Here is a 24,583-nt window from a genome sequence, read left to right on the forward strand (position 1 = left end):
AAAAACATAATAATAAATGCAGGCTAAGAAAATTGAAATATGATTGATGAAGAACATCAACTAAGGACCGTAAACGTGATCCGGTATGTTACGCCACTTCGGGAAGGCGGCTCAATGCCAGCACTCGCTGAAGCCGATGATGAGTTTTTATATGTCTTAAAGTTTCGCGGTGCGGGGCAGGGGATCAAAGCTTTGATTGCCGAACTGATTGGTGGTGAACTTGCCCGTGCTCTCGGCTTTCGTGTTCCAGAGCTTGTATTCGCAAACCTCGATGAAGCATTCGGCAGAACGGAACCCGATGAGGAGATTCAGGATCTTCTGAAGGCCAGTGTTGGCTTAAATCTGGCGCTGCATTATCTTTCTGGTGCCATAACATTCGACCCGCTCGTAACCGTAGTAGATGAGCGCCTGGCTTCAGAAATCGTCTGGCTCGACTGTTTGCTCACCAATATGGACCGTACTGCCAGAAATACCAATATGCTGATGTGGCATAAAGAGCTTTGGTTGATTGATCATGGCGCATCCTTATATTTTCATCATTCCATGCAAAACTGGGAAGAGCAGGCGATAAAACCCTTTTTCCTGGTGAAAGATCATGTGCTGTTACCTCGTGCTACTGAACTTGATGCAGTTAACAAAGATTTTCGCGAGCGGTTAAACCCGAGGCTGATCAACCAGATCGTTTCACTTATTCCAGATGCGTGGTTACAAACGGATGGTGCTCCGGACTTGGCCGAGCAGCAGCGGAATGTATACCGGGAGTTTCTGCTCCGAAGAATAAGCAGTTCAGATGTATTTACAAATGCCGCAAACGATGCAAGACAAAAACTTATTTGAGTATGCAGTTATTCGTGTTGTACCCAGGGTAGAACGTGAAGAATTCATAAATGCAGGCGTGATTTTATATTGTTCAAAGCGTAAGTTTTTGAAATGCAGCTATGTAATTGATGCGGTGAAAATTGGAACGCTGTGTAAAGAACTCGATCTGGAGCAGCTCGGGTTAAACTTAGATGCCTTTGCCCGCATCTGCGCAGGTGGTAAAAATGCCGGGCCAATCGGACAACTTGATGCAGCATCCAGATTCAGGTGGCTTACCGCGACCAGGAGTACTGTCGTACAATGTTCAAAGGTTCACCCTGGTTTTTGTGATGAGCCTGACGAAGCACTTGAACGACTGAAACAAACTTTAGTGCTTTAAATTGTAATTTTCTTAAAACAAATAGTATACACCTAAAGTTAATTCATAAATTATTTTGAATAAAGGATTGGGCTATGTAGCTTTAATCAAATTAAATCAACAACTATTAGAATACTATGAAAAATCAAGGAACAATTAAATTTTTTAACGAAAGCAAGGGGTTTGGATTCATTGTTGACGCGAATTCAGGCAAAGATATATTTGTACACTCTACCTCTATTGCTGGCGGTTCAAGAGGCCTGACCGAAGGTGATCAGGTTGAATTTGAAGTCGCAGAAGGCAAGAAAGGTCCGGAGGCTAAGAATGTTGTGAAGTTGTAAGGCTTTATTAGAAATTTGAGAAACAGTTCATATCGTAGATATGGACTGTTTTTTTTTGACTGACATTTTCGTAGGTATGCAGCTGCTCCATACAAGGGCGGCTTTTATTATGCGTAAACTTTCGGGGTATTTTAGCTTCGGCAAGCTTGCACATAAATGCCAGAGCAATCCCACCTTTAACGCACACCAAACGCACAGTTCATGTGTGCTCGGTGTGGGTTTGGTGTGCGTTAGGTGTGTGTTAGGTGTGCGTTTGACCCGCAGCTGTCTCCATTTTGGCTTTCATCCAGTTTCTCCCTTCAGTAAACCGGGCAACCAACATCGCACAGACATTGTCTCCAGTTGCATTAAGTAAGGTCGCCATGGGGTCCACGAGTGTTCCGATGATCATAGCCGCTGGCAAGGCCTCAGGTGGAAAGCCATAGGCAGAGATGAAAAGAAGTTCACCTACGTAGCCCCCGTTTGGTATACCACCTTCAACGATGCTGACCAGTATGGTCATGCCAAGTGCCAGGATAATGATGTCAGCGCTGCTGAAGCTTTTCCCAAACATTGCAAACACGACCGCCATCTTTATGATCGAGGAGATGCTCGATCCGTCCTTGTGTAAGGTAGCCCCTAAGGGAATGGTAACATTAGCGATATAGTCGGGCACACCCATGTTCTTGCAACCTTCGAGGTTTGCAGGTATGGTAGCGATGCTGCTGCAGGTACCCACAGCAGTAGCGGAAGGTACGATGTTGTTCTTCCAGAATACCCGTAGACCAGTTGCGCCGCCTGCAACAAGCGCGTAAAGGCTAAAGAACACAACAAAATAAAAGGCACCAACGCCATAGTATACGCCCAGTGAGCGGGCATAGGTGCCGAAGAGTTGGGGCCCAAATACGCCCACCTGATAGGCGAAATAGGCACCTAATCCAACCGGGGCAATCTTCATGATGATAATGAACACCTGCTTAAATACCTCATTGCCGCTCAGGAGCAAACGCTTAAATGATGCTGCTGCTTCACCGGCCTGCAAACATGCAAAACCGATGAGCACCGAAAAGATGATCATGGCAAGCATACTTTTCCGTGATAGCAGCTCATAAAATTCGTTGGTGGTAAACATGGTCGTAATTTGATCTCCGAAGGGTTTCTCTTCAATCGACTCTGTAAGCTGTATGGGCTGCACGTTCTCGTGCAAGGGGAAGATTTTTACGGCTACAATGGTAACAAGTGCGGAAATGATGATTGTCGACAAAAAAACTGCAGCCATAACGCCCATCATCCGGTTCAGCCTGTTCGAAGTACTCAAACTTGCAATGGCAGAAGCGATCGCGAAAAACACCAGTGGTATTACAGCAGTGAACAGCAGGTTCAGGAATATATCACCGACAGGTTTAAGAATCTCCACTTGCTTTCCGAAGATTAACCCTGCGACGCTTCCAGCTATGATGCCGCTGAGCAGCCAAATGATGCCTTTGTAGTTCTGATAAAATTGGTTCATAGCCTAATATAAGATGTGAAAACTGTTTTGCCCTTTTTCAAGTTAATGTATGTAGAATTTTACGCTTAATAACAGCATTTGCGACTGTTTAGATTTTATACACTTTTGATTAGTCATTTTAATATTATTGCCGACACATGCTAAACTGGTTGTTAATTGCAGAGATTGTTTACGTTCTTGGAATTGCCGCCGTTTGTCTCCGAATCATTTATGAAACTGAATCTACGAGCAAAACGCTTGCTTACTTATTACTGACCATCTTCGTGCCAATTGGAGGCATGATTGTTTACTTCGTGATTGGTACAAATTACCGCAAGCGTAAGCTTTATAGTAAGAAAATTTTCAAGGATGAAGCTTTGATGCGTACAGTTAAAACGCGCATTTTCCGCACCTCAGCTGAAAGCTGGCAAACGGTGGGCCCAGAATTGAAAAAATATAAAAAGCTTTTTACCTTACTGTTGAACAGCAACTGGAGCAGCCTGAGCACCAACAATCAGGTGGAGATCCTGTTGAATGGTGAAGAAAAGTTTGCTTCTGTTCTTGCAGCGCTGAAGGCGGCAAAGAACCACATACACATGGAATACTATATTTTCGAAGACGATGAGATCGGAAATGCCATAAAAGATGTCCTGATTGAGCGTGCAAAGGCAGGGGTGGAGGTAAGGTTTATCTATGATGATTTTGGTAGCCGATCAATCCGGAAGACCATCGTGCCGGAGCTTCTGGCAGCAGGCGTGAAAGCTTATCCCTTTTACCGGATCTTTTTTATCGCCCTGGCAAACCGGCTCAATTACCGGAACCACCGGAAGATCATTGTTATAGATGGCAACGTTGGCTACACCGGCGGCATCAACATCAGCGATCGCTATATCAATAAGCCAGGTGCCGCCAGAGAGCATTTTTGGCGGGATACCCATATTAAAATAACCGGCCCAGGCGTGTATTACCTGCAATATCTTTTTATATGTGACTGGAACTTCTGTTCTGATCAGGAGCTTGACCCCGACCGCGATTTCTTTAACAGCGATGTTCCGGAGCAGCCGGGTGCTTTGGTCCAGATTGCAGCAAGTGGCCCCGACTCCGATGATCCAACCATTATGTTGTCCCTCGTTAAAGCGATCGGAATAGCTGAACGCGAGATTCTGATTACGACGCCATACTTTATCCCCGGTGAAACTTTGCTGGATGCCCTGACCGTAGCTGCACTTAGTGGAATAAAGGTGCGGTTGCTGGTGCCAAACCAGTCAGACTCGAAGATGGTAGACCTGGCAGCACGGTCGTACTATGAAAACCTAATGCGTGCCGGCGTAGAAATTTACCTGTATAAGAAAGGGTTTGTGCATGCAAAGACATTGGTTGCTGATCGGTCGCTGGCGGTGATCGGCACAGCAAACATGGACCATAGAAGTTTTGACCTGAACTTCGAAGTGAATAGTCTTATTTATGATACCCGGATCGGCAAACAGCTTACCGAAGTGTTCTATCAGGATCTGCTTGACGCCGAGCGGATTAACCTTGAAGCCTGGCAGCATCGTAGCATCCTAAAACAATTTCCCGAGAAAGTAGCAAGGTTGTTTTCGCCATTATTGTAATCTGTTGAGATTTTCGAAACTGTTATAAAACATCTGTGTTTTATATGCGGCAGCAGAAATACGTGGAAAGCTGAAATGTGTTCCCATTCAAGTCATCAATTATGGATAAACAAGATTTACGAATATTATTTTTCGACATTGGCGGTATCTTATTATCAAATGGCTGGGGCCATGAATCCAGAGCAACAGCCGCTGAAAAGTTCGGTCTCGATTACGATGAAATTAACGCCTTGCATAATTTCATATTTAATGTTTACGAGATTGGCCATATCAGCTTAGACGACTATCTGGACACCGTGATCTTTCATAAGCCCCGAAATTTTCCCAGGCAGGACTTCAAGGAATTCATTTATGCCCAGTCAGTTGAACTTCCGGATATGCTGGCCTGGCTCAAAGAATGGAAGAAGGATTGTGGCTTTAGAATCATCTCGATCAATAATGAAGGCAAGGAATTAAACGACTACCGGGTGGAGAAATTTCAGCTCCACAAGTGTTTTGATGCCTTCATTTCGTCCTGTGAGGTAAAGTTGCGCAAACCCGATCCTGCGATATTCAAACTGGCCATGGGCATTGCACAAGCTACGCCAGCGCAGTGCGTTTATTTTGACGACCGGATAATGTTTGTTAAAATTGCAGAAAATTTAGGCATCAAAGCTTTCCAGCACACCAGTTTCGAATCGACTAAGGAAATCCTGTTGAATTTACAGCAGTCGTCATCCCTATTCTGATGCGGGGGCGAAGGGCTTTATGGTTCGATTTTGGATAAAGATATATTAAAATAGAATACTTATGATTAATACCGAGTTAAAACGGGTAGTTATTGTTGGAGGTGGATTTGCGGGGGTGAATCTTGCTAAAGAGTTGGCAAAACATAATTCCTATGTGATCACCCTGGTTGATAAAAATAACTATAACTTCTTCCCGCCGCTGCTGTACCAGGTGGCAACGGGGTACCTGGAAACTTCAAACATCAGTTATCCTTTCAGGAAGTTATTTCGCGGGAGCAATAATTTCAATTTCAGGATGGGCACCGTGATCAGGGTGGTACAGGCAGAGAACAAGCTGGTTCTTGATACTGGTGAGCTACACTACGATATCCTGGTATTTGCGACAGGTACGGAAACGAATTACTTTGGAATGGAGAACGTAAAAAAGAATTCTATTCCAATGAAGACCGTTCAGGACGCCATCTACATGCGTAACACCTTGCTTGAACGTTTAGAAAAGGCAACCCGTGAACCGGATCCAGCGATCAGAAAGAAGCTTACAACCATTGTTGTTGCGGGTGGTGGGCCAACCGGAGTGGAAATTTCCGGAATGTTCGCAGAGATGAAAAAACTGGTTATCCCTAAAGATTACCCGGAACTCATCGGTAGCAACGGCGAAATCTATTTAGTAGATGGTTTAAAGTCGGTTTTAGCACCTATGAGCGAAAAGTCTCAAAAGTACACTTACGAGACCCTGACGCAGATGGGCGTGAACATTAAACTCGACTGCATGGTTAAAGATTTTAATAATGATGTGGTTGAATTCAGTACCGGCGAAACCATCGAGGCCAAGACCTTAATCTGGGCAGCAGGCGTTACCGCAAGCGTGTTTGATGGTATTGAGAAAGAATCTTATGGACGTGGCAGAAGAATGCTTGTTGATGCGTTTAACAAGGTTGATGGTACACAGAATATCTATGCTTTAGGCGATACTTGTCTTCAGACCACAGATCCGGCATTTCCAAGTGGTCATCCCCAGGTTGCTCAGGTCGCCATTCAGCAGGGCATTAATCTTGGAAAAAACTTAAAAAACGTAGCAGAAGGTAAAGCACTTAAGCCTTTTGTCTATTATGATAAAGGATCTATGGCGATCATTGGACGATTTAAGGCTGTAGCCGATCTGCCTAAGCCAAAAATACACTTCAACGGGTTCATTGCATGGATGGCCTGGTTATTTGTTCATCTGGTATCCTTGATCAATTTCAGAAATAAAGTCAAAACTTTTTACAACTGGTTCGTATCTTACACGACGAAAGACCAGTCTTTAAGGGTTATTGTTAAACCTGGTCATGAAAATTCAGATCAAACTTAACATTGAGTTAACATAGATAAAGCATCTTTGCATTATGTTCATAAATCTACTAGCCATTACGTTTTACGTATTTGCGTTGATCGCAGCTTTTAAAATGGAGACCTTCGTTAAAGGGCTGCTGTTTATTTTAGTGGTTATAGCCATAAGCGGGTTGCTTTATCTATTTATTCTTTTCCCGGGTATATCGGGTTTGGCAGTCGCCATAATTCTGGTCGCCTTTATTCTTAAGCAGGGTAGGCGGTAATGTTTATCGCATCTCCGTTAAGGTCAGCTTAATTCTGTCTGCAGGGGTAGTACCGGCTAGATTTCCACTTGCCCAGATGGTGTACATTTTTCCTCTTTCAAAAGTATAGGATGTTTCGGGCAGCACATCAGTTCCAGTAAGGCCATTCCTAAGCGTCACGGTATAGCTGGTTTTCTCATCAAATTCCTGGTATGGTGTAGGCGCTTTGAATGCCACATGCTCAAATGTTGGACTTGTATCTAGCAGCACCAACTGTAACGTTAAATCGGCTGCATCTGGAGAGAGGTTGATGAACCTTACCAATGCCCGGTTGGGGTTCCTGATGCTAAGATCATCTTTAAGCGTAAAGAATTCCAAGGAATCAGACCTTAATACAAAAATGGATTGATGCTCATTACCAACAAGGTTGACATTCGCTGTTGCTGTCACTGGCGGATCGCTCGCCAGGGTAGCAAGATAGTTCCATGGTCCTTCATAAACGCCAATGTACGCACTTGCTCCTCCGGCTGTAATGGCACTGCTATTTTCGCTTTCACCACCAATTTCAAAACTCAAGGGATTAGTTGTGGCATTGTATACTGCCACAAACGAAATCGGGCGGGAAAAATTTGCTTCTTTTTTGCATGAACCCAAAAGAAAACTGAGAAATGCGATAAAGGGTATAAGTACGGAAGTTAATGTCTTTTTCATGTTAATAATTAATCCATAAAGGTAGCAATAAATGGATTTTTCTTTTAGTTATAAAACTTACAGCCAGGCAGAACCTATTTTTGACAAAAAAATTATTAATTATACGTCGAAATGGTAGCAGAATGCCTTACTTTTGTACCTCATAATTTAACATATTTTTAATATATTTAGTCTAAGCTTTCAAGCAGGACGTGTTTAATCTTGATTAACGGGCCTACTAGATATATTTTTCCAACTGCAGTATTATACGGTTCAAGCATGCGTAAAAAATTACAAGATAGAATCGCGTCATTCAAAGATGCGACAGCAATTAAAGAAAGGGGTTTATATCCTTACTTTAGGTCAATAGAATCAGCTCAGGACACCGAAGTGATCATTGATGGCAAAAGAGTTTTAATGTTTGGGTCTAATTCATATTTAGGATTAACGAATCACCCGAAGATTAAGGAAGCTGCAAAGCAAGCTATCGATAAATACGGCACGGGTTGCGCTGGATCCAGATTTTTAAACGGCACGTTGGACATTCATTTGGAGCTGGAAAGAAGACTGGCAAATTACGTTGGTAAAGAGGCGGCGGTACTTTTTAGTACTGGCTTTCAGGTTAACCTGGGTGTGATCTCCTGTCTGCTTGACCGTAACGATTATCTTATTTTGGATGAATATGACCATGCTTCTATCATAGATGGTAGCAGGCTTTCCTTCTCACGATCGATCAAATATGCGCATAACGACATGGATGATCTTCGTAAAAAGCTAAGCAGACTACCTGAAGAATCGGCAAAGCTGATCGTAGCCGACGGTATCTTCAGTATGGAAGGGGATCTTGTAAACCTTCCGGAGATCGTTAAAATTGCTGAAGAGTTTGGTGCAAACATCATGATGGATGATGCACACTCGCTTGGTGTAATTGGATTTAATGGTTCAGGTACCGCATCTCACTTCAATCTTGTAGATAAGGTAGATCTGATCATGGGTACTTTCAGTAAGTCATTGGCTTCTTTAGGTGGCTTCATTGCCGGTTCTGAAGAAACTGTTGAATATATCAAACACCGTGCGCGCTCACTGATGTTTAGCGCTAGTATGCCGCCTTCTGCGGTTGCCAGTGTTATTGCAGCTTTAGATATCATCGAGTCTGAGCCAGAGCGTATCGATAAACTTTGGGATAATACCAACTATGCTAAAAAGCTTCTTTTAGACGCTGGTTTTGATATCGGTGCAACCGACAGTCCGATTATTCCTGTGTATATCCGCGATAATGATAAGACATTTCAGATCACCAATATTCTGCACCAAAACGGCATATTTGTGAACCCGGTTGTTTCTCCAGCGGTACCGTCTGACTCTTCATTAATTCGTTTTTCGCTAATGGCTACTCATACCTTTGAGCAGATTGAAGAGGCTGTTGCAAAACTCTACGATGCATTTAAACAGGTAGAAGTGCCTATGGCAAAAGTGAGCATTTAGTGCTGATCTTGAATTAATACCATTATACAGGGTCTATGCAAAAAAAGGTATTAATTACTGGTGCAAGCGGATTTGTTGGCTATCATTTGATTGAGCAGGCACTTGCCTGCGGCTACAACGTTTATGCAGCAGTAAGACGATCCAGTTCAGTAGATCATCTAAAAGCATTTGATGTTAACTATACGCATCTGAACTATGGAGACGTAGAGGCAATGCGTAAGGATATCCTTGAAAATGGCTACGACTACATCATTCATGCTTCCGGTACGACCAAAGCAAAAAGCCTTGAAGATTATAATTTAATTAATGCGGAATACAGCAGGAATCTGGCTTTAGCATCGGTGGGTACGCAGGTTAAAAAGTTTGTTTTTGTGAGTAGCCTTGCTGCTATTGGTCCGTTGGAAGATGTTAACGGCCGCATTACTGCAAACCAGTCGCCAAAACCGGTAACCAGTTATGGGGTCAGCAAACTTCAGGCAGAGCGCTACCTAAAGGAGATTGACGGCCTGCCGCTCTTGGTGATTCGGCCCACTGCAGTTTATGGCCCACGTGAGAAGGATATATTCATTCTTTTTAACAGTATAAACAAAGGTCTCGAACCATACATAGGCCGTTTTGACCAACGTTTGAGTTTTGTTTACGTGAAAGACCTTGCTGCTGTAATTTTAAGGGCCCTTGAGTCTTCGTTAACGCAGCAAAGCTATAACATCTCAGATGGTCAGGCTTACGACCGGTTTGCCTTAGCAGATTATGCGAAATCGCTTCTTTCAAAAAAGACAATTAAGTTTCATATACCCTTGATCCTGGTGCGGCTTCTGGCTTCCTTGCTGGATGCACTTTATGCCAAAAGTACTGCCACTCCGGCATTGAACAAGGAAAAGCTGGCAGAGCTGACAGCGGTGAACTGGATATGTGATGTGGAAAAAGCGCGGATGGAGCTTGGGTATGTACCGCAGTATAATTTAGCGCAAGGTCTGGCAGAAACCATGAAGTGGTACAAAGAGCATCAATGGCTATAAATTAATTAAATGTTATTTCATAAACTATCGGCAACGAGCCTGGGTATTGGGTATATCGGCAAAGGGGCCGGAACTGCAGCTGCAGTTGTGACCGCTATTGTATGGTATGGTATATCCACATTGGGCTTTGAAGGCTTTCTGCCTGCGTTTTTGGCAACGGTGATGATTATCGCATTGGGGATCTGGTCAGGCAATGTGGTAGAACCAGTTTGGGGTAAAGATCATAACCGGGTTGTTATCGATGAGGTGGCCGGCATGTGCATCACCTTGCTTTGGGTTCCTGCAACACCCTTAAATATCCTTATCGGACTGATACTCTTTCGGTTCTTCGATATTCTGAAACCATTATTTATTAGAAAAATGGAAGCTCTGCCAGGTGGTTGGGGCGTGATGTTTGATGATGTACTGGCTGGCATTTATGCCAATATGGTATTGCAAATTTTCATCAGGTTTAACTAAATCGTCGTGGCAACATTCGTAAAAGCACAGGTATCTTCTTTATCCGCTTCAATTCTTGACTTTCTTACCACAATAGTCTGTAAACATGTGCTTAACTTTGGCGTCATACTGGGGAGTGGTACAGGAACGACAGTAGGGGGAATTGCGAATTTTCTAATTGGAAGGAATTGGGTTTTTGATTCTAAACAGGGGAAAATTCAAAATCAGGCGATCAAATACTTCATTGTATGGTTTGGTAATCTGGTTTTAACAACATCAGGGGTTTATCTGGTCACGCATTACTTTCAACTCAGTAATTATGTTCTTCCAAAGATCCTTGTATCAGGTGTGATAGGTGTTCCCTATAATTACCTGATGCAGAAAAAATTTGTATTCATATAAAATGAAAAATATTAGATTAATTTTCGTCTTTACGTTCTTACTATCTTTCTTAGCGATAAATGTTTCAGCGCAAACCACGGTAATCAAGGGTATTGTAACTGATGCAAAAGATAAGGACCCATTGCCTTATGTTACTGTCCTATTTAAAGGAACATCGATTATGACCAGAACAGATGCTGATGGACGTTTCACTATCAGCAGCACTGCCTCCCACAATACCCTACAATTTAGCTACGTAGGCTACAAGCCTGAATTCGTAACCATCACGCCTGCACAAAGTCAGGAGATTTCTGTTAAACTAATGCCAGAAGCCACCAACCTGAATGAAGTGGTTGTGACTGCAGGCAAACGTCCAAGATATCGTAACAAAGAAAACCCCGCAGTGGAGTTGATCCGCAAGGTTATCGACAATAAAGCAATTAACCGGGGCGAGCGCTATAAGGCTATCGAATTTGAACAATACGAGCGCATGATGTTCTCGCTTAGTAACCTGTCTGAAAAGTTCAAGAAAAAGCGGATCTTCAGAAATTATCAGTTTTTATTTGAAGAGCAGGATTCGACCAAAATAGGAGGTAAGAATATTCTACCAGTCTATATGGAAGAGAAGCTGTCGCAGCATTATCTGCAGCGCGATCCGGATAAGAAAAAGACGATTGTACTCGCCAATAAGCAGGTGAATTTTGATAATGCTTTGATTGACAACAAGGGTCTAAGCCAATATTTCGAGCGCATGTACGCGGATATTGACATCTACGCAAACAACATTTCCTTATTGAGCAATCAGTTTTTAAGTCCCATTGCAGATGCCTCTCCAACTTTTTACAAGTTCTTCATAACCGATACCATTAAAACGCAACAGCCTAATCTGGTAGAGTTGTCTTTTATTCCAAGGAATAATACGGACTTCCTGTTTGAAGGTAAGATGTATGTTACGCTTGATGGCACGTATGCAGTTAAAAATGCTTACCTGACGGTAAACAAAAACATCAATTTGAACTTTGTTCGTGCACTGGAAGCGACGTTGAATTTCGAGAAGAACTCCGACAACCGCTATCACCTTGGGAAGAGTAATCTTGTTGTTGACTTTGGGATAAATCAGAACAAGGGTGGAGGTTTTACAGGAGAGCGTACTGTGGCTTATACAAAATATAAGATTAACACTCCACAGCCCGAGCAGATTTTTCAAGGAGATGCAGTTGTTGTTGCGCCTGAAGCGGCTAAGAAATCAGACGAGTTCTGGGCTTCCAGCCGCGCCGACACTTTGTCTGAAGCTAACCTGAAAGTATACCAAAATATTGATACCCTAAACAACATGAAGTCATTCCAGAAAACGATGGATCTGGTAACTTTACTGTTTGCAGGCTACAAAGACTTTGGACCATTTGAAGTAGGTCCAGTGAATACCTTTTATAGTTTCAATGACGTGGAAGGGCTAAGGCTACGCCTTGGAGGTCGAACCACTACAGCTTTAAGCAAGCGCTATTATTTCGAGACTTATGCAGCCTACGGTCTTCGTGATGAAAAGTGGAAATATTTCTTAAGTGGGACATACTCGCTGAACAATAAGTCCGTTTACACCTTCCCACAACATTATGTGCGAGCAAGTTTCCAGAGAGACACCAAAATTCCAGGTCAGGAATTACAATTTGTGCAGGAGAATAACTTTTTGTTATCGTTTAAACGGGGAGAGAACAACGTGTTGCTTTATAATGATTTCTACCGGCTGGAATACATGAAAGAATATGAAAACCACTTTTCATACAATGTGACACTTAAAAAGTGGACGCAGCGCCCGGGTGGAGTATTGGCGTTTACGAACTTCCTCGATGGCCAGCCGAATCTGATTGACAATATTACAACTTCCGAGGTTGGGATCTCACTTCGGTATGCGCCTAATGAGAAGTTTTATCAAGGGAAGTTATACCGTACACCAATCATCGACAAATATCCGGTCTATAACCTAAGATATGCAGCTGGATTAGATGACGTACTTGGAGGGGATTACAGCTATCACAATATTAATGCAAGTATAGAGAAGCGTTTTTATCTTTCTCAACTAGGCTTTTCCGATGTTATTGTTGAGGGTGGTTACATATTCGGTAAGTTGCCGTATCCGCTGCTCACCATCCATCGCGCAAACCAAACCTACGCTTTCCAGCTTAGGTCGTACAATTTGATGAACTTTATGGAGTTTGTGAGTGACCGGTATGCGAGCCTTAATATTGATCATAATTTTAATGGTTTCTTTTTTAATAAAGTACCTTTGCTGAAGAAATTGAAATTACGGGAAATCGCTTCGTTTAAAATCATCTATGGTGGTTTAAGAGACGAGAACAACCCGAATCGTGATGCATCATTGCTGCAGTTTCCAGTAAATAGCGAAGGCGTTAAAACAACCTACTCGCTGAACAGGGAACCTTACATGGAAGGCAGTTTAGGAATTGGAAACATTTTTAAACTTTTCCGTGTAGATGTTGTAAAACGTTTCAGTTATCTGGATCACCCAGTGGTATCCGAATATGGTATCCGCGCAATGGTTAAATTTGACTTTTAAAAGAAATACAATAATGCAAACAGTATCAACCAGAGATCGCTTACAACAGGGAATTTACCTGGTGATAAATCCATTTGTTAAGGGCTTAATCAAGATGGGTTTAACACCGAATGCGGTGACTACCATCGGCCTTTTCTTAAATATTGGCGTAGCGGTCATTTTTGTGTTCGGGGCGGAGCGCAGCAATCGTGGAGATCTTGATTTCGTTGGTTGGGCTGGTGCACTCGTGTTGTTCGCCGGCTTGTTCGACATGCTTGACGGCCAGGTTGCACGCCTTGGAAATATGAGTTCCAGGTTCGGTGCATTATACGACTCGGTGCTCGACCGTTACAGTGAACTGATTCTTTTTCTGGGCATCTGTTATTATCTGGTTTCACACCATTACTTCTTGAGTTCTTTGTTCGCCTTTATTGCAATGATTGGTTCGATGATGGTGAGCTATACCCGGGCAAGGGCTGAAGGACTCGGCATTGAATGCAAGGGTGGTTTGATGCAGCGGCCGGAGCGGGTAGTGACCATTGGGATCTGTGCGATTCTTTGTGGTGTTGTGGGCTCTATTATTGGCGGAGATTACAAAGTCTATATCCCAGGCCTTCCTGTCCAGATTTTTGAAACGATGTCGATCTTTACCATTCCAATTACAATCATGGCATTCATGACTAACATCACTGCCATAAACAGGCTCAGGGATGCAAAGAAAGCCTTAGACCTGCAAGAAAAACAGGAAAGTAAAGCACCACTTTCGAAAGTTGTGGCGATCGTGTTAATTGCTTTTGCTGGGATGTTTGCTGGTTCTGCAGCTGCCCAGACCGCAGATAATAGTAATCCATCTCCATTAAAGTTCCCTACGCCGAAAGGCGTAGCGCATGAGCTTTTTCACCTACAGCGGGATCCAAATACGAATACAATTATCTACGAGTTGAATTTGAAAGAGGATGGTAAGGTAGATCCTGAAAAGCCAGTGAATATCTATTGGCTGCGTTATGCAGACAAAGGCCAGAAGGAAGATCTAAGTTACGTGCAACGCAAGTTCGCCTACGGCTTGCAGACCAAAGCTTTGGGAAATGACGAATATGAATTAAGATTTGTGTCTCATAAAAAGCTGCCTTTATACCTGAAGCGTTCTCCTTTAGATAAAAAGTATCACGTTTACATTGATGCTAATAACAAGAGGATCATGCTAGATCGTGTATTTGTACGCATTGAGGGCGGATCATACTGGTTACCAAACGTCAGATATGTTGAACTTACCGGCATGAACGCCAAGACCCAAGCGCCTATTGTTGAAAGATTGAAAATATAGATTAAAATGAAAAGGAATTTTGTTTCAAATTCTTCTGAATCTGTCAGAATGTTTAAAAATGGATTTTTAGAAAGTTTATCAAAAGTCCACTTTTGGGTACCACTGGTGGTGTTCATTCCGGTAATCGGCATATTAACTTGGGAGGCGCTCTTCGTGCAAAATATGGGCATACTTACCTTTATTGGATATACCTTACTCGGTTTGTTCGTCTGGACAATCACAGAATATGTACTCCACCGGTATGTATTTCATTTCTATCCGAGTTCAAAGATCGGCAAACGTATACACTTTATTTTCCATGGTGTACATCATGACTACCCAAATGACGCAAAACGATTGGTAATGCCGCCTTCGGCAAGTATCCCACTTGCAGCGTTATTCTTTGCTTTGTTCTACTACCTTTTGCCTGAACAAATTGTATTTGCATGTTTTCTGGGTTTCATCACTGGATACCTGATTTACGATATGACACATTATGCTTTGCATCATGCAAGCTTCAAGAGTCCTTTCTGGATGAAGCTGAAAAAGCACCACATGCTTCACCATTACTCAGATTCAACCAAAGGGTATGGTGTGAGTTCTGATTTCTGGGATAAGATCCTCGGGTCAAATTTTATTAAGAAATAATGTCGCTAACTTATTCCAGCAGGAACACCCTCTACTCAATTCAAGACTTTTTAGTTACTACCGGGCTTTCGTTAGCTTATCTGGTAATTTCCTATTTTCTTATTGGCTTTAAGTCTGACCAGGTTGTCCTGATCATGATCTTCAATGTCTGTTACTACGCCTCGGTATTTACCCGGAAGTTCATCCTTGGATTTTCGATCTTTATAGTCTACTGGATTATATTCGACTATATGAAGGCCTTGCCGAACTACCGCTTTCACGAGGTGAGTACGGCAGAGTTATACAATCTGGAGAAAAGTTTATTTGGCATCCGGGACGGTGGGGTGGTACTTACACCAAACGAGTATTTTAAGCTACATCATTTAACCATTGTTGACGTGGTGAGTGGCTTTTTTTACCTGATGTGGATACCTGTTCCATTAGCGTTTGCAGCCTTTCTGTTCTTTAAGAACAGGACGCAGTTTCTTTATTTTTCGCTAAGCTTTGTGCTGGTTAACCTGATCGGATTTGTAATCTACTATTTGTATCCCGCGGCACCGCCATGGTACATTCAGGAGCACGGTTATGAGTTTATCGCCAATACGCCAGGTAATACAGCCGGTTTGGCGCGGTTTGATGCTTTTTTTAACGCACCGATTTTTGCATCTATTTATAGCAAAAGCTCGAATGTCTTTGCTGCGATGCCATCGTTACATTCTTCCTATCCGGTAATTGTAGTCTATTATGGCATTAAAAACCGTTTAGGATGGTTTAATGCCTTCTTTACCGTCGTAATGCTTGGCATTTGGTTTACCGCAATTTACACCAGTCACCATTATCTTTTAGATGTAATTGCCGGGATTAGCTGTGCAATTATTGCAATTTGGTTGTTCAATTACCTTATTGCGAATTCTGGCTTAAAGCGGTTGCTAGATCGTTACGCGAAGGCAATTGCTTAATCAACAGGCATAATATCGCTTACGGATATTGCTATTATTTTTAGTTTTCTTATGTCCAATCTGATCTATTATATTTAGATTTGATTGAAGCAGTAATCGAGGCCAGGTATTGGAAAAACACATCAAACTTTCGGAGCTTACTACAAAAATTCAAAGGAATATCGAAGATGCTTTCGGTAGCCATGCTTTTTGGGTAGTTGCCGATGTGACCAATCATACCTATAAGGCCTCCAACAATTATCATTACTTCGAACTTGTCGAAAAGGAAGCGCAGTCCTCCAGGATTGTTGCGAAGATTGCGGGCAGAGCCTGGGGTGCAGGTGCGCTTAGAATAACCAACTTCGAGCGAAGCACAGGTCAACGGTTTAGCAATAACGTTCATGTTCTGGTACTGGTCATGGTGCAATATACACCCGCATTCGGCTTGCAGCTGAATTTGCTTGATATTGATACCAGCTTTACCCTGGGACAGTTCGAAAAAATGCGGCTTGCAACCTTGGAGCTGCTGTTGAGCCGTAATCCGGAGTTCATTCAAAAGGTTGGAGATCAGTATCACACGCGGAACAAGAGCCATGTGCTCAGGCCGGTGATTCAACATCTTGCGGTACTGAGTTCAGACACTTCGGCGGGATACCAGGATTTCAGACATACTTTGGAGCATAATCCATGGAACTATAAGTTTCGGATTGATGACTACTTTACTCCGGTACAGGGAGAGGCAAATGCTCGAAGTTTAGTAAGCAGACTGGTAGATATTTACGAATCCGGGAAGGCCTATGATGCGGTCATTCTGATTAGAGGAGGAGGGGCGCAAACGGACTTCCTGATTTTCGATAATTACGACCTTAGCAGGGCAATCGCGAAGTTTCCTATTCCAGTTATCACTGGAATAGGGCACCAGAAGAACGAAACCATTTCTGATCTCATGGCCAACACCGCCCTTAAAACGCCAACTAAAGTGGCAGAGTTCATCCTGGCGAATAACCGGCTTTTCGAGGAGCGGCTGATCCAGACTCAGAAACGAGTCATCATCAAGACGCAACAAACCTTTCAGTTCCAGCAACGGAGACTTGCCTCCCTTAAGTCGTATTTTGTAAGTGATGTGCTTGGTTTGCTGCAGCATTTACAAAGCACCCTTTCGAGGGTTTCCGGCGCCATGTTTGTTGTTCCCGGAATGCTGTTGCAGAATAAGGAACGGAGCCTACAACAGTTGCAAAGAGGCTTGGCTTCACATACCGCGAATCTGATTCAGCAACAGCAGGCGAAGCTACTGCTTTATCAAACCATGATTAGATTAATGGACCCAGTGCAAATTTTAAACAAGGGTTTTGCCATGATCAAGATCAATGGCAAGATCGTCCGTAACGAGGATGAATTACCAGAAGGCGCGGAAATTACCATTACACGTGCCACAGAAGAAGTCAAAGCAATTGTATCATCAACCACAAAGCGATAATGGAAAACCTGACTTACGAATCCGCTTTTAAAGAGCTGGAAGAAATAACAAGAGAAATAGAAAATGAGGCAGTTTCTGTAGATGTTCTGTCTGAGAAGGTTAAGCGTGCTTCATTCCTGATCGAATATTGTCAGAAGAAACTTCGGCAGACCGAAGATGAAGTTGGAAATATCATCCGGCAAATGGAAGGCGATTCGAAGTGATCACAAGGTGTATGTACCTTTAAACAAAGAGGGGATGTATGCTAGATATCATCCCCTCTTTGTTGTTTAAGCTGTTTATTATTGTTTAACAAACTCCGTGTTAGCGTTAAGAACTACTTCATCACTCAACATGGCATTTGGATATTTTGCGCCGAAGTTAAAATCAGATCTTTTGATTGTGCCACTTACTTTAAAGCCTGCAATAGTCTTTTTAGATTGTGGGTTAGTGATAACGCCTCTCAAAGTCGCATCCAAAGTAACTGGCTTGGTTACACCATGAAAAGTTAGGTTACCAGCAACTTTATATTTGTTGCCGCCTACTTTCTTCACAGAAGTACTTTTGAAGGTTAATTTAGGGTACTTCGCTGCATCAAAAAAGTCCTCACTGGTAAGGTGTTGGTCTCTTTTCTCATTGTCAGTGTTTACGGAAGCGATGTCTGCACTTAGCTCAACAACTGCATCGGAGAAATCTTCTTTAGAAGCAGTAATTTTTGCGTCGAAGTTCTTGAACGAGCCTTCCACATCTGAAACCATCAGGTGGGTAATTTCAAATCCTAATTTTGAGTGCGCTTTGTCTACTAACCAAGTAGTAGATTGAATACCTTTGAAACCGAATAATGTAGTTGCAACAAGTACAAATAATAATGATAGTTTTTTCATCTGAATTTAATTTGTCACAAATATGGAATAAAAAGTTTCATCTTGTATTGATGTATGTTAAGAAACATTATTCATGGTTTTTTGTATTGCTATTATATAGCTTGATGAATCTCTACGTTTAAGGAAATATGACTAAAATAGCTACGTTGATCTTTGTTTTTTGTTTTCCATTCTGTATTTCCGCTCAGGAACTTGATACTAGCTACTTAGCGAAAAAGTCGGGGATTAAACCATTTATTGTTCCTGCTGCGTTTATCGGCTATGGCATTGTGGCCAAAAGCGACAATTTCCTCAACCGTTTTGATCAAAGCATTCAGCGTCGCATGAATAGTAATAATCCGAACCCTTCGGAGCTCGCAGATGATATTCTCCGGTATACGCCGGCCGCATTTGTGTACGGGCTCAACTTCGCAGGGATTAAAGGCAAGAACAACCTGGTTGATGCTTCTGGAATATACTTGCTCAGCAACGTTATTATGGGCGTGTCTGTAAAGACGACCAAGCAGCTCACGAAGCATATGCGACCAGATGGGTCGGATGAGCATTCCTTTCCTTCGGGGCACTCGAGCACAGCCTTCGCATCTGCGGAATTTTTGCGGCAGGAGTACCGGGATGTTTCGCCCTGGTACGGGTATGCGGGGTATACCGTGGCTGCTGCCACCGGGGTGTTAAGGCTCCGGAATAACAAGCATTGGTTCGGAGATGTGGTGGCTGGAGCAGGTTTCGGCATTTTGTCTACAAAGGCAGCATACCTGTTGCACCCAGAGGTTAAAAAGCTCTTTAAAGGGAAAAGTAGTTCTTCTTATACGATTCTGCCAGCTTACCAGCAAAATCGTATAGGCCTGAATTTCAGTGCTTCATTTTAATTTTGCTTAACTTTAAATAAGGGCTGGTTACTTTAAGTTTGGCTTTCCTGATTTGTGGCAAAATAGTTGTGTACAAAAAATAAAAATGTTAATTTCGAATATGATCAGAAGAATACATGTACTTGAGGATGACAGTGACATCAGAGATGTTATAGAATATTTGTTAAAGGATGAAGGATATGAGTTACAATTATCTTCTTCATTCAGTGAGTTAAAAAGTAAGTTGAAAGATTCTTTACCAGATCTTTTTCTAGTTGATGTTATGCTTCCGGATGGTAACGGTATTGAGATTTGTACTGATCTTAAGAACGACATCTTTACTAAACATATTCCTGTGATTGTAATGTCTGCAAATCCAAGAAGCAAGCAGCTGAGTACGCAAGCAAGTGCTGACGATTACATTAGTAAGCCATTTGACGTTGATGATGTTGTTAAACGTATTGATCAACTATTAGACAAGAAAGGCACAAAGGCAAATCCTGGTTCAACAGCCGAAGAGATTGCCTAAGCTGATTTTATCATATTGAAGAGCCTGTATCATTGATGCAGGCTTTTTTGTATCGTTTAGTGCTTAAATTTGATCTAAGCAGGGGCACGCTGAGTTCATATTGTTAGTTGTACCTGGTTTATCTCATTAATTGAAATTTAAAAAACTATTATGGCTGAAGAACTAGAGGTATGGCAACGTGGACCATTACCTAACATAATACCAATGCTGCAACCTGTAGGGCATGCGCTCTTGCAGGCACGGGAAGAAGTTTACCGCTATATGGAAGGTTTTCCAACATCATTGCTGTGGGAGCGACCTGCAGGACTAGCCTCTCCGGGCTTTCACCTGCAACATTTAAGTGGTGTGCTCGACCGGGTATTTACTTACGCCAGAGGGGAGAAATTAAATGCCTTCCAATTTGAACAACTTGATGCAGAAGGGAAAGACCTCCCTGAAGGCCTGACTGTTGCTGCACTTGTAGACAGGTTTAACAAGCAGGTTGATGTTGCCATGGAGCAGCTTCAATCCACACCTGAAGAGATCCTCCCAGCATACCGCGGCGTAGGTCGTGCTGGCCTACCATCAACGGTAATTGGCCTGCTGGTGCATGGGGCCGAACATACGATGAGACATGTTGGGCAATTAATGGTTACCGTAAAAGTGCTACAGTATGGACAAAATAAATAAGTGGAAAGAAGAACTGGATCTACTGGTCGCAATTATTTCAAAGACCGGCTTAACCGGCACCATCAAGTGGGGTACAGATGTTTTTACCCATAAGGGGAAGAATGTAGTGGGGGTTGCTGGATTCAAGGAATTCTTTACCTTATGGTTTTACAATGGCGTGTTTCTGAAAGACGAACAAGAAGTCTTGTTTAATTCTCAGGAAGGCAAGACAAAGGCTCTAAGACAGTGGCGGTTTTATGCTAAAGCCGACATCAATGAACCCTTGGTTTTAGCCTATGTGCAGGAAGCCATGCAGCTTGTTGAGGAAGGTAAAATTTATAAACCAGAAAAGCTTCCTCCGCCAGCAGTCCCTGACCTGCTGCTACAGCATTTGGAGCAGGATGATGCTTTGCGGGACGCTTTTGAAAAGCTCAGTCCCTATAAACAGAAAGACTATATCGAATACCTGTCTACGGCCAAACGCTTAGAAACGCGACAAGCAAGGCTGCAGAAGATTATACCAATGATCTTGATTGGACAAGGCCTGAATGACAAGTACAAGAACTGCTAGTTAGTGGAGACAAGCCTGGTCTGAGCAGGGCTTTCCATCAGGCTTAAGCTCATTTTGTGATAGGCTGGCTTTGTTGAAGCAAACTATTTGAAGTTCCTGGCTTTAGGTATATGTTCTTCCGCTGCATGTTGCCTGATCTGGGGTCGCTTATTTTTAATAGGGAAAGGGCTTCGCTCATCTGCCCGGGACAAGGTAAGCAGGGGAAGTTTATCTGCATCCTGCGCTTTATTTACCTGAAGTAATTTAGTCAGATCGAAACATTGCCGTACAATAACATGGGTTACGGTACCTTCGCGCTGAAGTTTCCCTTCAACCATCAATAACTTAGCACCCAGTATTTCCCTGCGGTATTTCTCAAATAAGCCCTGGAAAATAACCAGGTTGGAAAAACCGGTTTCATCTTCAATGGTGATGAAGCAAACCCCGCCAGCGGTTCCGGGACGTTGCCGTACCAATACCAAGCCCGCAACTTTCACCAATGCACCGTCTCTTACATCAGCCAGCTCTTTAGAAGATCTGATGTGAAGCAAGCTGAGCTTCTCACGTACAAAACTCAGCGGATGCGCTTTCAGAGATAGCGCAGTCGTAGCATAATCATGTACCACATGCTCTGCTGTACTCATAAATGGCAAGCTGACCTGTCCCTCTGCTTGGTCTGCATGTTCCTGACCTTCAAACAAACCAATAGGTCTGTCCTGCAAAGCGGAGACTTCCCAAAGTGCCTTTCTTCTGTCCATGCCTAAAGAACGGAATGCGTCTGCATCAGCAAGTCTTTCCAGTGTTGCTTGTGATACCCCGGCATCCCTCAATTCCGTGAGGGACTGATAACCTTCCCTGCGGCCCATCACTAAGGTAGCGGCCTCATCTTCACGAATGCCTTTGATCTGCCGGAAGCCTAAACGCAGTGCCCGGTATTCACCTGATTTTTCTTCCAGGGTATTATCCCAATGGGAGTGATTTACATCAATAGATCTAACCTCCACATGATGATTTCTGGCATCTATAACCACCTGTGCAGGCTGATAAAAGCCCATAGGCATACTGTTGAGTAGTGCTGCTGCAAATACATCCGGATAGTAGCATTTAAGCCATGAAGAGATATAAACCAGTAGCGCAAAGCTTGCAGCATGACTTTCGGGGAAGCCATAACTTCCAAAACCTTCCAGCTGTTTGAAAATCCGTTTGGCAAATTCTATGGAGTAACCCTTGTCTGTCATGCCTTTGATTAACTTTACTTCAAACTTGGAAACCAGGCCTTTCAGTTTAAAAGTTGCCATGCTGCGTCGCAATTCATCTGCTTCTGCGGGGGTAAATCCTGCAGCAACAATAGCAATTTTCATGGCTTGTTCCTGAAATAGTGGGACACCTTTTGTGCGGCTCAGAATATCCCTTAACTCCTCTGAAGGGTATTCCTCGGGTTCTTCTCCATTACGTCTGCGCAGATAAGGATGTACCATGTCGCCCTGAATGGGACCAGGGCGTACGATGGCTACCTCGATAACGAGGTCGTAAAAACAATTTGGTTTTAACCGAGGGAGCATGGTTTGTTGTGCACGGCTTTCAATCTGGAAAACCCCAATGGTATCTGCCCGGCTAATCATCTCATAAACTTTCTTATCATCCTGAGGAATACTGGCTAAAGTAAAGTCTTTTTGGTAATGCTGTTTAGCAAGATCAAAGGCTTTCCTGATGCAGGTTAGCATACCCAAGCCCAGAATATCGATCTTTAAAAAGCCAAGTGCATCAATATCATCCTTGTTCCACTCAATATTTGTACGATCCTCCATGCGGGCATTCAGGATGGGGCAGAGGTCACTCAGCTTATCCTGGGTGATCACAAAGCCACCAGTGTGCTGGCCCAGTTGTCGTGGAAAGCCCATCATCTGTGCAGTGAGTTGTAGAACTTTCCGCAAGTGGGGGTCCTCAGGGTTAAGACCCTGTTCAAGGATGCGTGCTTCTTCGAACCATTCGTCTGTAAACTCCCAGATGGCGGCAGAAAGCCGATTGATGGTATCTACAGATAAGCCCATAGCTTTTCCCACATCACGGATGGCACCTTTCTGATGTTGTTGTGTAACGGTAGCTACAATGGCGGCGCGATCACGTCCATATTTGTTGTAAATGTATTGGATAACCTCCTCCCGTCGCTCGTGCTCAAAATCAACATCAATATCAGGCGGTTCATTCCTGGCAGAAGAGATGAAACGTTCAAATAGAAGTTCAAATTTTGTCGGGTCTACAGATGTTATACCCAAACAGTAGCATACGGTGGAATTTGCCGCTGAGCCACGACCCTGGCAGAGAATACCCTTGCTTCTCGCAAAGCGGACAATATCGTGAACGGTAAGAAAATAGGGTGCGTAATCCATTTCCTTAATAAATTCCATTTCATGATGAATGGCATGGATAATCTGTTCAGGTATTTCGCCATGGTCTTTAAAACGTTCTTTAGCACCTTCCCAGGTAAGCAGCTCAAGTTCTTCCTGCGCCGGACGACCTTCCGTTGTAATCTCATCCGGGTACACGTACTTCAACTCTGAAAGGGAGAATGTACATGCTGCTGCAATCTCCTCACTGCGTTTTATGGCCGCTGGATATTGAGCAAACAAACGGATCATCTCTTCAATAGGCTTCAAGTACCGCTCTGCATTGGGGTGCAGCCTGAAGCCTGCCGTATGGATGGTACACTTTTCCCGCACACAGGTAAGGATATCCTGCAGCTCCCGGCGTTCAGGGACATGGTAATGTACATCATTAGTTGCAACCAAAGGGATATTTAACTTGTCAGCAAGCTGGGCAAGCCGGAACAGTTTTTTATGATCATCACCCTGATAGGTACGACTTGCAGCAAGATATAGCTCCTTGTCCAATACCTCTTTATAAACCCGGAGCTGCTGTTCAAATTCAGGTTCAAAGTCGAACTGCTCATTCAGCGTATCCGGGGGGATAACAATAAACTTGATGCCTGCTGCATGTTCAAACACGTCGTTTTTATATAGATGGCAGGAACCTTTTTCAGTGCGGAGATTGCCGGTGGAAAGTAAGGCAGAAAGTCTGCTGTATGCGGCTTTATGGGTTGGATAAGCCAGCAGGGAAGGGCCGTCCAGCAGATCAAGGCGGCAAGCGGGAATGATGCTGATATCTTTGCCCTTTGCTGCAGCATGTGCGCGGACAATCCCCGCAAGGGTATTGCGGTCGGTAATTGCAATCTTTTTATAACCATAAGCGGCAGCCTGTTCCACCAGTTCTTCGGGGTGGGAGGCACCTCTTAGAAAGCTGAAGTTCGATGTGATCTGTAATTCTGAGTAGCTCAT

The 24,583-nt window shown here is 43.3% G+C and carries 24 protein-coding genes; 20 read left to right on the forward strand and 4 right to left on the reverse strand.

Annotated features, from left to right (window positions below; genetic code table 11):
- Positions 1-39: 39 nt before the first annotated feature.
- From ACTHQF_RS06390 to ACTHQF_RS06400, 3 genes are all read left to right on the forward strand, one after another.
- Entirely contained in the window at positions 40-837 is a 798-nt protein-coding gene (locus ACTHQF_RS06390) for a HipA family kinase (RefSeq protein ID WP_440429133.1), read from the forward strand.
- Entirely contained in the window at positions 815-1,198 is a 384-nt protein-coding gene (locus ACTHQF_RS06395) for a DUF3037 domain-containing protein (protein WP_440429135.1), read from the forward strand. Before ACTHQF_RS06390 ends, ACTHQF_RS06395 begins: the two co-directional genes overlap by 23 nt.
- Before the next feature lie 116 nt (positions 1,199-1,314).
- Positions 1,315-1,518, forward strand: a complete 204-nt coding sequence (locus ACTHQF_RS06400; RefSeq protein ID WP_440429137.1) for a cold-shock protein — start codon at positions 1,315-1,317, stop codon at positions 1,516-1,518.
- Positions 1,519-1,759: 241 nt separating this feature from the next.
- Here the strand turns inward: ACTHQF_RS06400 and ACTHQF_RS06405 are convergent, their stop codons facing one another.
- The gene (locus ACTHQF_RS06405) at positions 1,760-3,007 is read right to left on the reverse strand and encodes a dicarboxylate/amino acid:cation symporter (RefSeq protein WP_440429139.1); all 1,248 of its coding nucleotides are present in this window, start codon (positions 3,005-3,007) and stop codon (positions 1,760-1,762) included.
- A gap of 137 nt (positions 3,008-3,144) precedes the next feature.
- Here ACTHQF_RS06405 and cls point away from each other — a divergent pair, with 137 nt between their 5' ends.
- The 3 genes from cls to ACTHQF_RS06420 all read left to right on the forward strand — a co-directional run bounded on the left by cls (position 3,145) and on the right by ACTHQF_RS06420 (position 6,678).
- Positions 3,145-4,599, forward strand: a complete 1,455-nt coding sequence (gene cls, locus ACTHQF_RS06410; RefSeq protein WP_440429141.1) for a cardiolipin synthase — start codon at positions 3,145-3,147, stop codon at positions 4,597-4,599.
- Between the two features lie 101 nt (positions 4,600-4,700).
- Positions 4,701-5,327, forward strand: coding sequence for an HAD family hydrolase (locus ACTHQF_RS06415; RefSeq protein ID WP_440429143.1), 627 nt, complete (start codon positions 4,701-4,703; stop codon positions 5,325-5,327).
- Between the two features lie 61 nt (positions 5,328-5,388).
- Positions 5,389-6,678 (forward strand): NAD(P)/FAD-dependent oxidoreductase, encoded by a 1,290-nt coding sequence (locus ACTHQF_RS06420; protein WP_440429145.1) that lies wholly within the window; start codon positions 5,389-5,391, stop codon positions 6,676-6,678.
- Positions 6,679-6,925: 247 nt separating this feature from the next.
- On the opposite strand, the gene ACTHQF_RS06425 is transcribed toward ACTHQF_RS06420, so the two are convergent.
- Complete coding sequence (locus tag ACTHQF_RS06425) at positions 6,926-7,612, reverse strand: DUF4397 domain-containing protein (protein WP_440429147.1); 687 nt, start codon at positions 7,610-7,612, stop codon at positions 6,926-6,928.
- A 258-nt stretch (positions 7,613-7,870) separates the two neighbouring features.
- Between ACTHQF_RS06425 and spt the strand changes: the two genes are divergently transcribed.
- From spt to xseB, 10 genes are all read left to right on the forward strand, one after another.
- Complete coding sequence (spt, locus tag ACTHQF_RS06430; RefSeq protein WP_440429149.1) at positions 7,871-9,076, forward strand: serine palmitoyltransferase; 1,206 nt, start codon at positions 7,871-7,873, stop codon at positions 9,074-9,076.
- A gap of 35 nt (positions 9,077-9,111) precedes the next feature.
- Positions 9,112-10,095 carry an NAD-dependent epimerase/dehydratase family protein gene (locus ACTHQF_RS06435; protein ID WP_440429151.1) on the forward strand — a complete coding sequence of 328 codons (984 nt, stop codon included), beginning with the start codon at positions 9,112-9,114 and terminating at the stop codon, positions 10,093-10,095.
- Between the two features lie 9 nt (positions 10,096-10,104).
- Positions 10,105-10,554, forward strand: a complete 450-nt coding sequence (locus ACTHQF_RS06440) for a phosphatidylglycerophosphatase A family protein (RefSeq protein ID WP_440429153.1) — start codon at positions 10,105-10,107, stop codon at positions 10,552-10,554.
- A gap of 6 nt (positions 10,555-10,560) precedes the next feature.
- On the forward strand, positions 10,561-10,935 hold the full coding sequence (locus ACTHQF_RS06445) for a GtrA family protein (protein WP_440429155.1): 375 nt from the start codon (positions 10,561-10,563) through the stop codon (positions 10,933-10,935).
- A gap of 1 nt (position 10,936) precedes the next feature.
- A complete protein-coding gene (locus tag ACTHQF_RS06450; protein WP_440429157.1) occupies positions 10,937-13,489 on the forward strand; it encodes a DUF5686 family protein in 2,553 nt (850 codons plus the stop codon).
- A 13-nt stretch (positions 13,490-13,502) separates the two neighbouring features.
- Entirely contained in the window at positions 13,503-14,792 is a 1,290-nt protein-coding gene (locus tag ACTHQF_RS06455) for a DUF4833 domain-containing protein (protein WP_440429159.1), read from the forward strand.
- A 48-nt stretch (positions 14,793-14,840) separates the two neighbouring features.
- On the forward strand, positions 14,841-15,419 hold the full coding sequence (locus ACTHQF_RS06460; protein WP_440429161.1) for a sterol desaturase family protein: 579 nt from the start codon (positions 14,841-14,843) through the stop codon (positions 15,417-15,419).
- The gene (locus ACTHQF_RS06465) at positions 15,419-16,357 is read left to right on the forward strand and encodes a phosphatase PAP2 family protein (RefSeq protein WP_440429163.1); all 939 of its coding nucleotides are present in this window, start codon (positions 15,419-15,421) and stop codon (positions 16,355-16,357) included. Before ACTHQF_RS06460 ends, ACTHQF_RS06465 begins: the two co-directional genes overlap by 1 nt.
- Before the next feature lie 109 nt (positions 16,358-16,466).
- Positions 16,467-17,813 (forward strand): exodeoxyribonuclease VII large subunit, encoded by a 1,347-nt coding sequence (gene xseA / locus ACTHQF_RS06470; protein WP_440429166.1) that lies wholly within the window; start codon positions 16,467-16,469, stop codon positions 17,811-17,813.
- Positions 17,813-18,016 carry an exodeoxyribonuclease VII small subunit gene (gene xseB / locus ACTHQF_RS06475; RefSeq protein ID WP_440429168.1) on the forward strand — a complete coding sequence of 68 codons (204 nt, stop codon included), beginning with the start codon at positions 17,813-17,815 and terminating at the stop codon, positions 18,014-18,016. The genes xseA and xseB overlap by 1 nt, the downstream gene beginning before the upstream one ends.
- Positions 18,017-18,094: 78 nt before the next feature.
- Here the strand turns inward: xseB and ACTHQF_RS06480 are convergent, their stop codons facing one another.
- Positions 18,095-18,676, reverse strand: coding sequence for a YceI family protein (locus ACTHQF_RS06480; protein ID WP_440429170.1), 582 nt, complete (start codon positions 18,674-18,676; stop codon positions 18,095-18,097).
- A gap of 128 nt (positions 18,677-18,804) precedes the next feature.
- On the opposite strand from ACTHQF_RS06480, the gene ACTHQF_RS06485 reads away from it, so the two are divergent.
- The 4 genes from ACTHQF_RS06485 to ACTHQF_RS06500 all read left to right on the forward strand — a co-directional run bounded on the left by ACTHQF_RS06485 (position 18,805) and on the right by ACTHQF_RS06500 (position 21,269).
- On the forward strand, positions 18,805-19,542 hold the full coding sequence (locus tag ACTHQF_RS06485) for a phosphatase PAP2 family protein (RefSeq protein ID WP_440429172.1): 738 nt from the start codon (positions 18,805-18,807) through the stop codon (positions 19,540-19,542).
- 100 nt (positions 19,543-19,642) lie between these two features.
- Complete coding sequence (locus tag ACTHQF_RS06490) at positions 19,643-20,050, forward strand: response regulator transcription factor (protein WP_440429174.1); 408 nt, start codon at positions 19,643-19,645, stop codon at positions 20,048-20,050.
- 150 nt (positions 20,051-20,200) lie between these two features.
- Positions 20,201-20,719 carry a DinB family protein gene (locus ACTHQF_RS06495; RefSeq protein ID WP_440429176.1) on the forward strand — a complete coding sequence of 173 codons (519 nt, stop codon included), beginning with the start codon at positions 20,201-20,203 and terminating at the stop codon, positions 20,717-20,719.
- Positions 20,703-21,269, forward strand: a complete 567-nt coding sequence (locus tag ACTHQF_RS06500) for a YdeI/OmpD-associated family protein (RefSeq protein ID WP_440429178.1) — start codon at positions 20,703-20,705, stop codon at positions 21,267-21,269. The genes ACTHQF_RS06495 and ACTHQF_RS06500 overlap by 17 nt, the downstream gene beginning before the upstream one ends.
- 83 nt (positions 21,270-21,352) lie before the next feature.
- On the opposite strand, the gene ACTHQF_RS06505 is transcribed toward ACTHQF_RS06500, so the two are convergent.
- Complete coding sequence (locus ACTHQF_RS06505) at positions 21,353-24,583, reverse strand: error-prone DNA polymerase (RefSeq protein ID WP_440429180.1); 3,231 nt, start codon at positions 24,581-24,583, stop codon at positions 21,353-21,355.

This window comes from Pedobacter sp. SAFR-022 (assembly GCF_051965375.1).
GTDB lineage: Bacteria > Bacteroidota > Bacteroidia > Sphingobacteriales > Sphingobacteriaceae > Pedobacter.

Coding starts and splice junctions, on each gene's coding strand:
- ACTHQF_RS06415 (WP_440429143.1), top strand. CDS start 4,701: ATGGATAAACAAGATTTACGAATATTATTTTTCGACATTGGCGGTATC.
- ACTHQF_RS06505 (WP_440429180.1), bottom strand. CDS start 24,583: ATGAGCTACTCAGAATTACAGATCACATCGAACTTCAGCTTTCTAAGA.
- ACTHQF_RS06400 (WP_440429137.1), top strand. CDS start 1,315: ATGAAAAATCAAGGAACAATTAAATTTTTTAACGAAAGCAAGGGGTTT.
- ACTHQF_RS06420 (WP_440429145.1), top strand. CDS start 5,389: ATGATTAATACCGAGTTAAAACGGGTAGTTATTGTTGGAGGTGGATTT.
- ACTHQF_RS06425 (WP_440429147.1), bottom strand. CDS start 7,612: ATGAAAAAGACATTAACTTCCGTACTTATACCCTTTATCGCATTTCTC.
- ACTHQF_RS06450 (WP_440429157.1), top strand. CDS start 10,937: ATGAAAAATATTAGATTAATTTTCGTCTTTACGTTCTTACTATCTTTC.
- xseB (WP_440429168.1), top strand. CDS start 17,813: ATGGAAAACCTGACTTACGAATCCGCTTTTAAAGAGCTGGAAGAAATA.
- ACTHQF_RS06490 (WP_440429174.1), top strand. CDS start 19,643: ATGATCAGAAGAATACATGTACTTGAGGATGACAGTGACATCAGAGAT.
- cls (WP_440429141.1), top strand. CDS start 3,145: ATGCTAAACTGGTTGTTAATTGCAGAGATTGTTTACGTTCTTGGAATT.
- ACTHQF_RS06395 (WP_440429135.1), top strand. CDS start 815: ATGCAAGACAAAAACTTATTTGAGTATGCAGTTATTCGTGTTGTACCC.
- ACTHQF_RS06465 (WP_440429163.1), top strand. CDS start 15,419: ATGTCGCTAACTTATTCCAGCAGGAACACCCTCTACTCAATTCAAGAC.
- spt (WP_440429149.1), top strand. CDS start 7,871: ATGCGTAAAAAATTACAAGATAGAATCGCGTCATTCAAAGATGCGACA.
- ACTHQF_RS06435 (WP_440429151.1), top strand. CDS start 9,112: ATGCAAAAAAAGGTATTAATTACTGGTGCAAGCGGATTTGTTGGCTAT.
- ACTHQF_RS06390 (WP_440429133.1), top strand. CDS start 40: ATGATTGATGAAGAACATCAACTAAGGACCGTAAACGTGATCCGGTAT.
- ACTHQF_RS06460 (WP_440429161.1), top strand. CDS start 14,841: ATGTTTAAAAATGGATTTTTAGAAAGTTTATCAAAAGTCCACTTTTGG.
- ACTHQF_RS06455 (WP_440429159.1), top strand. CDS start 13,503: ATGCAAACAGTATCAACCAGAGATCGCTTACAACAGGGAATTTACCTG.
- ACTHQF_RS06485 (WP_440429172.1), top strand. CDS start 18,805: ATGACTAAAATAGCTACGTTGATCTTTGTTTTTTGTTTTCCATTCTGT.
- ACTHQF_RS06500 (WP_440429178.1), top strand. CDS start 20,703: ATGGACAAAATAAATAAGTGGAAAGAAGAACTGGATCTACTGGTCGCA.
- ACTHQF_RS06440 (WP_440429153.1), top strand. CDS start 10,105: ATGTTATTTCATAAACTATCGGCAACGAGCCTGGGTATTGGGTATATC.
- ACTHQF_RS06480 (WP_440429170.1), bottom strand. CDS start 18,676: ATGAAAAAACTATCATTATTATTTGTACTTGTTGCAACTACATTATTC.
- ACTHQF_RS06495 (WP_440429176.1), top strand. CDS start 20,201: ATGGCTGAAGAACTAGAGGTATGGCAACGTGGACCATTACCTAACATA.
- ACTHQF_RS06405 (WP_440429139.1), bottom strand. CDS start 3,007: ATGAACCAATTTTATCAGAACTACAAAGGCATCATTTGGCTGCTCAGC.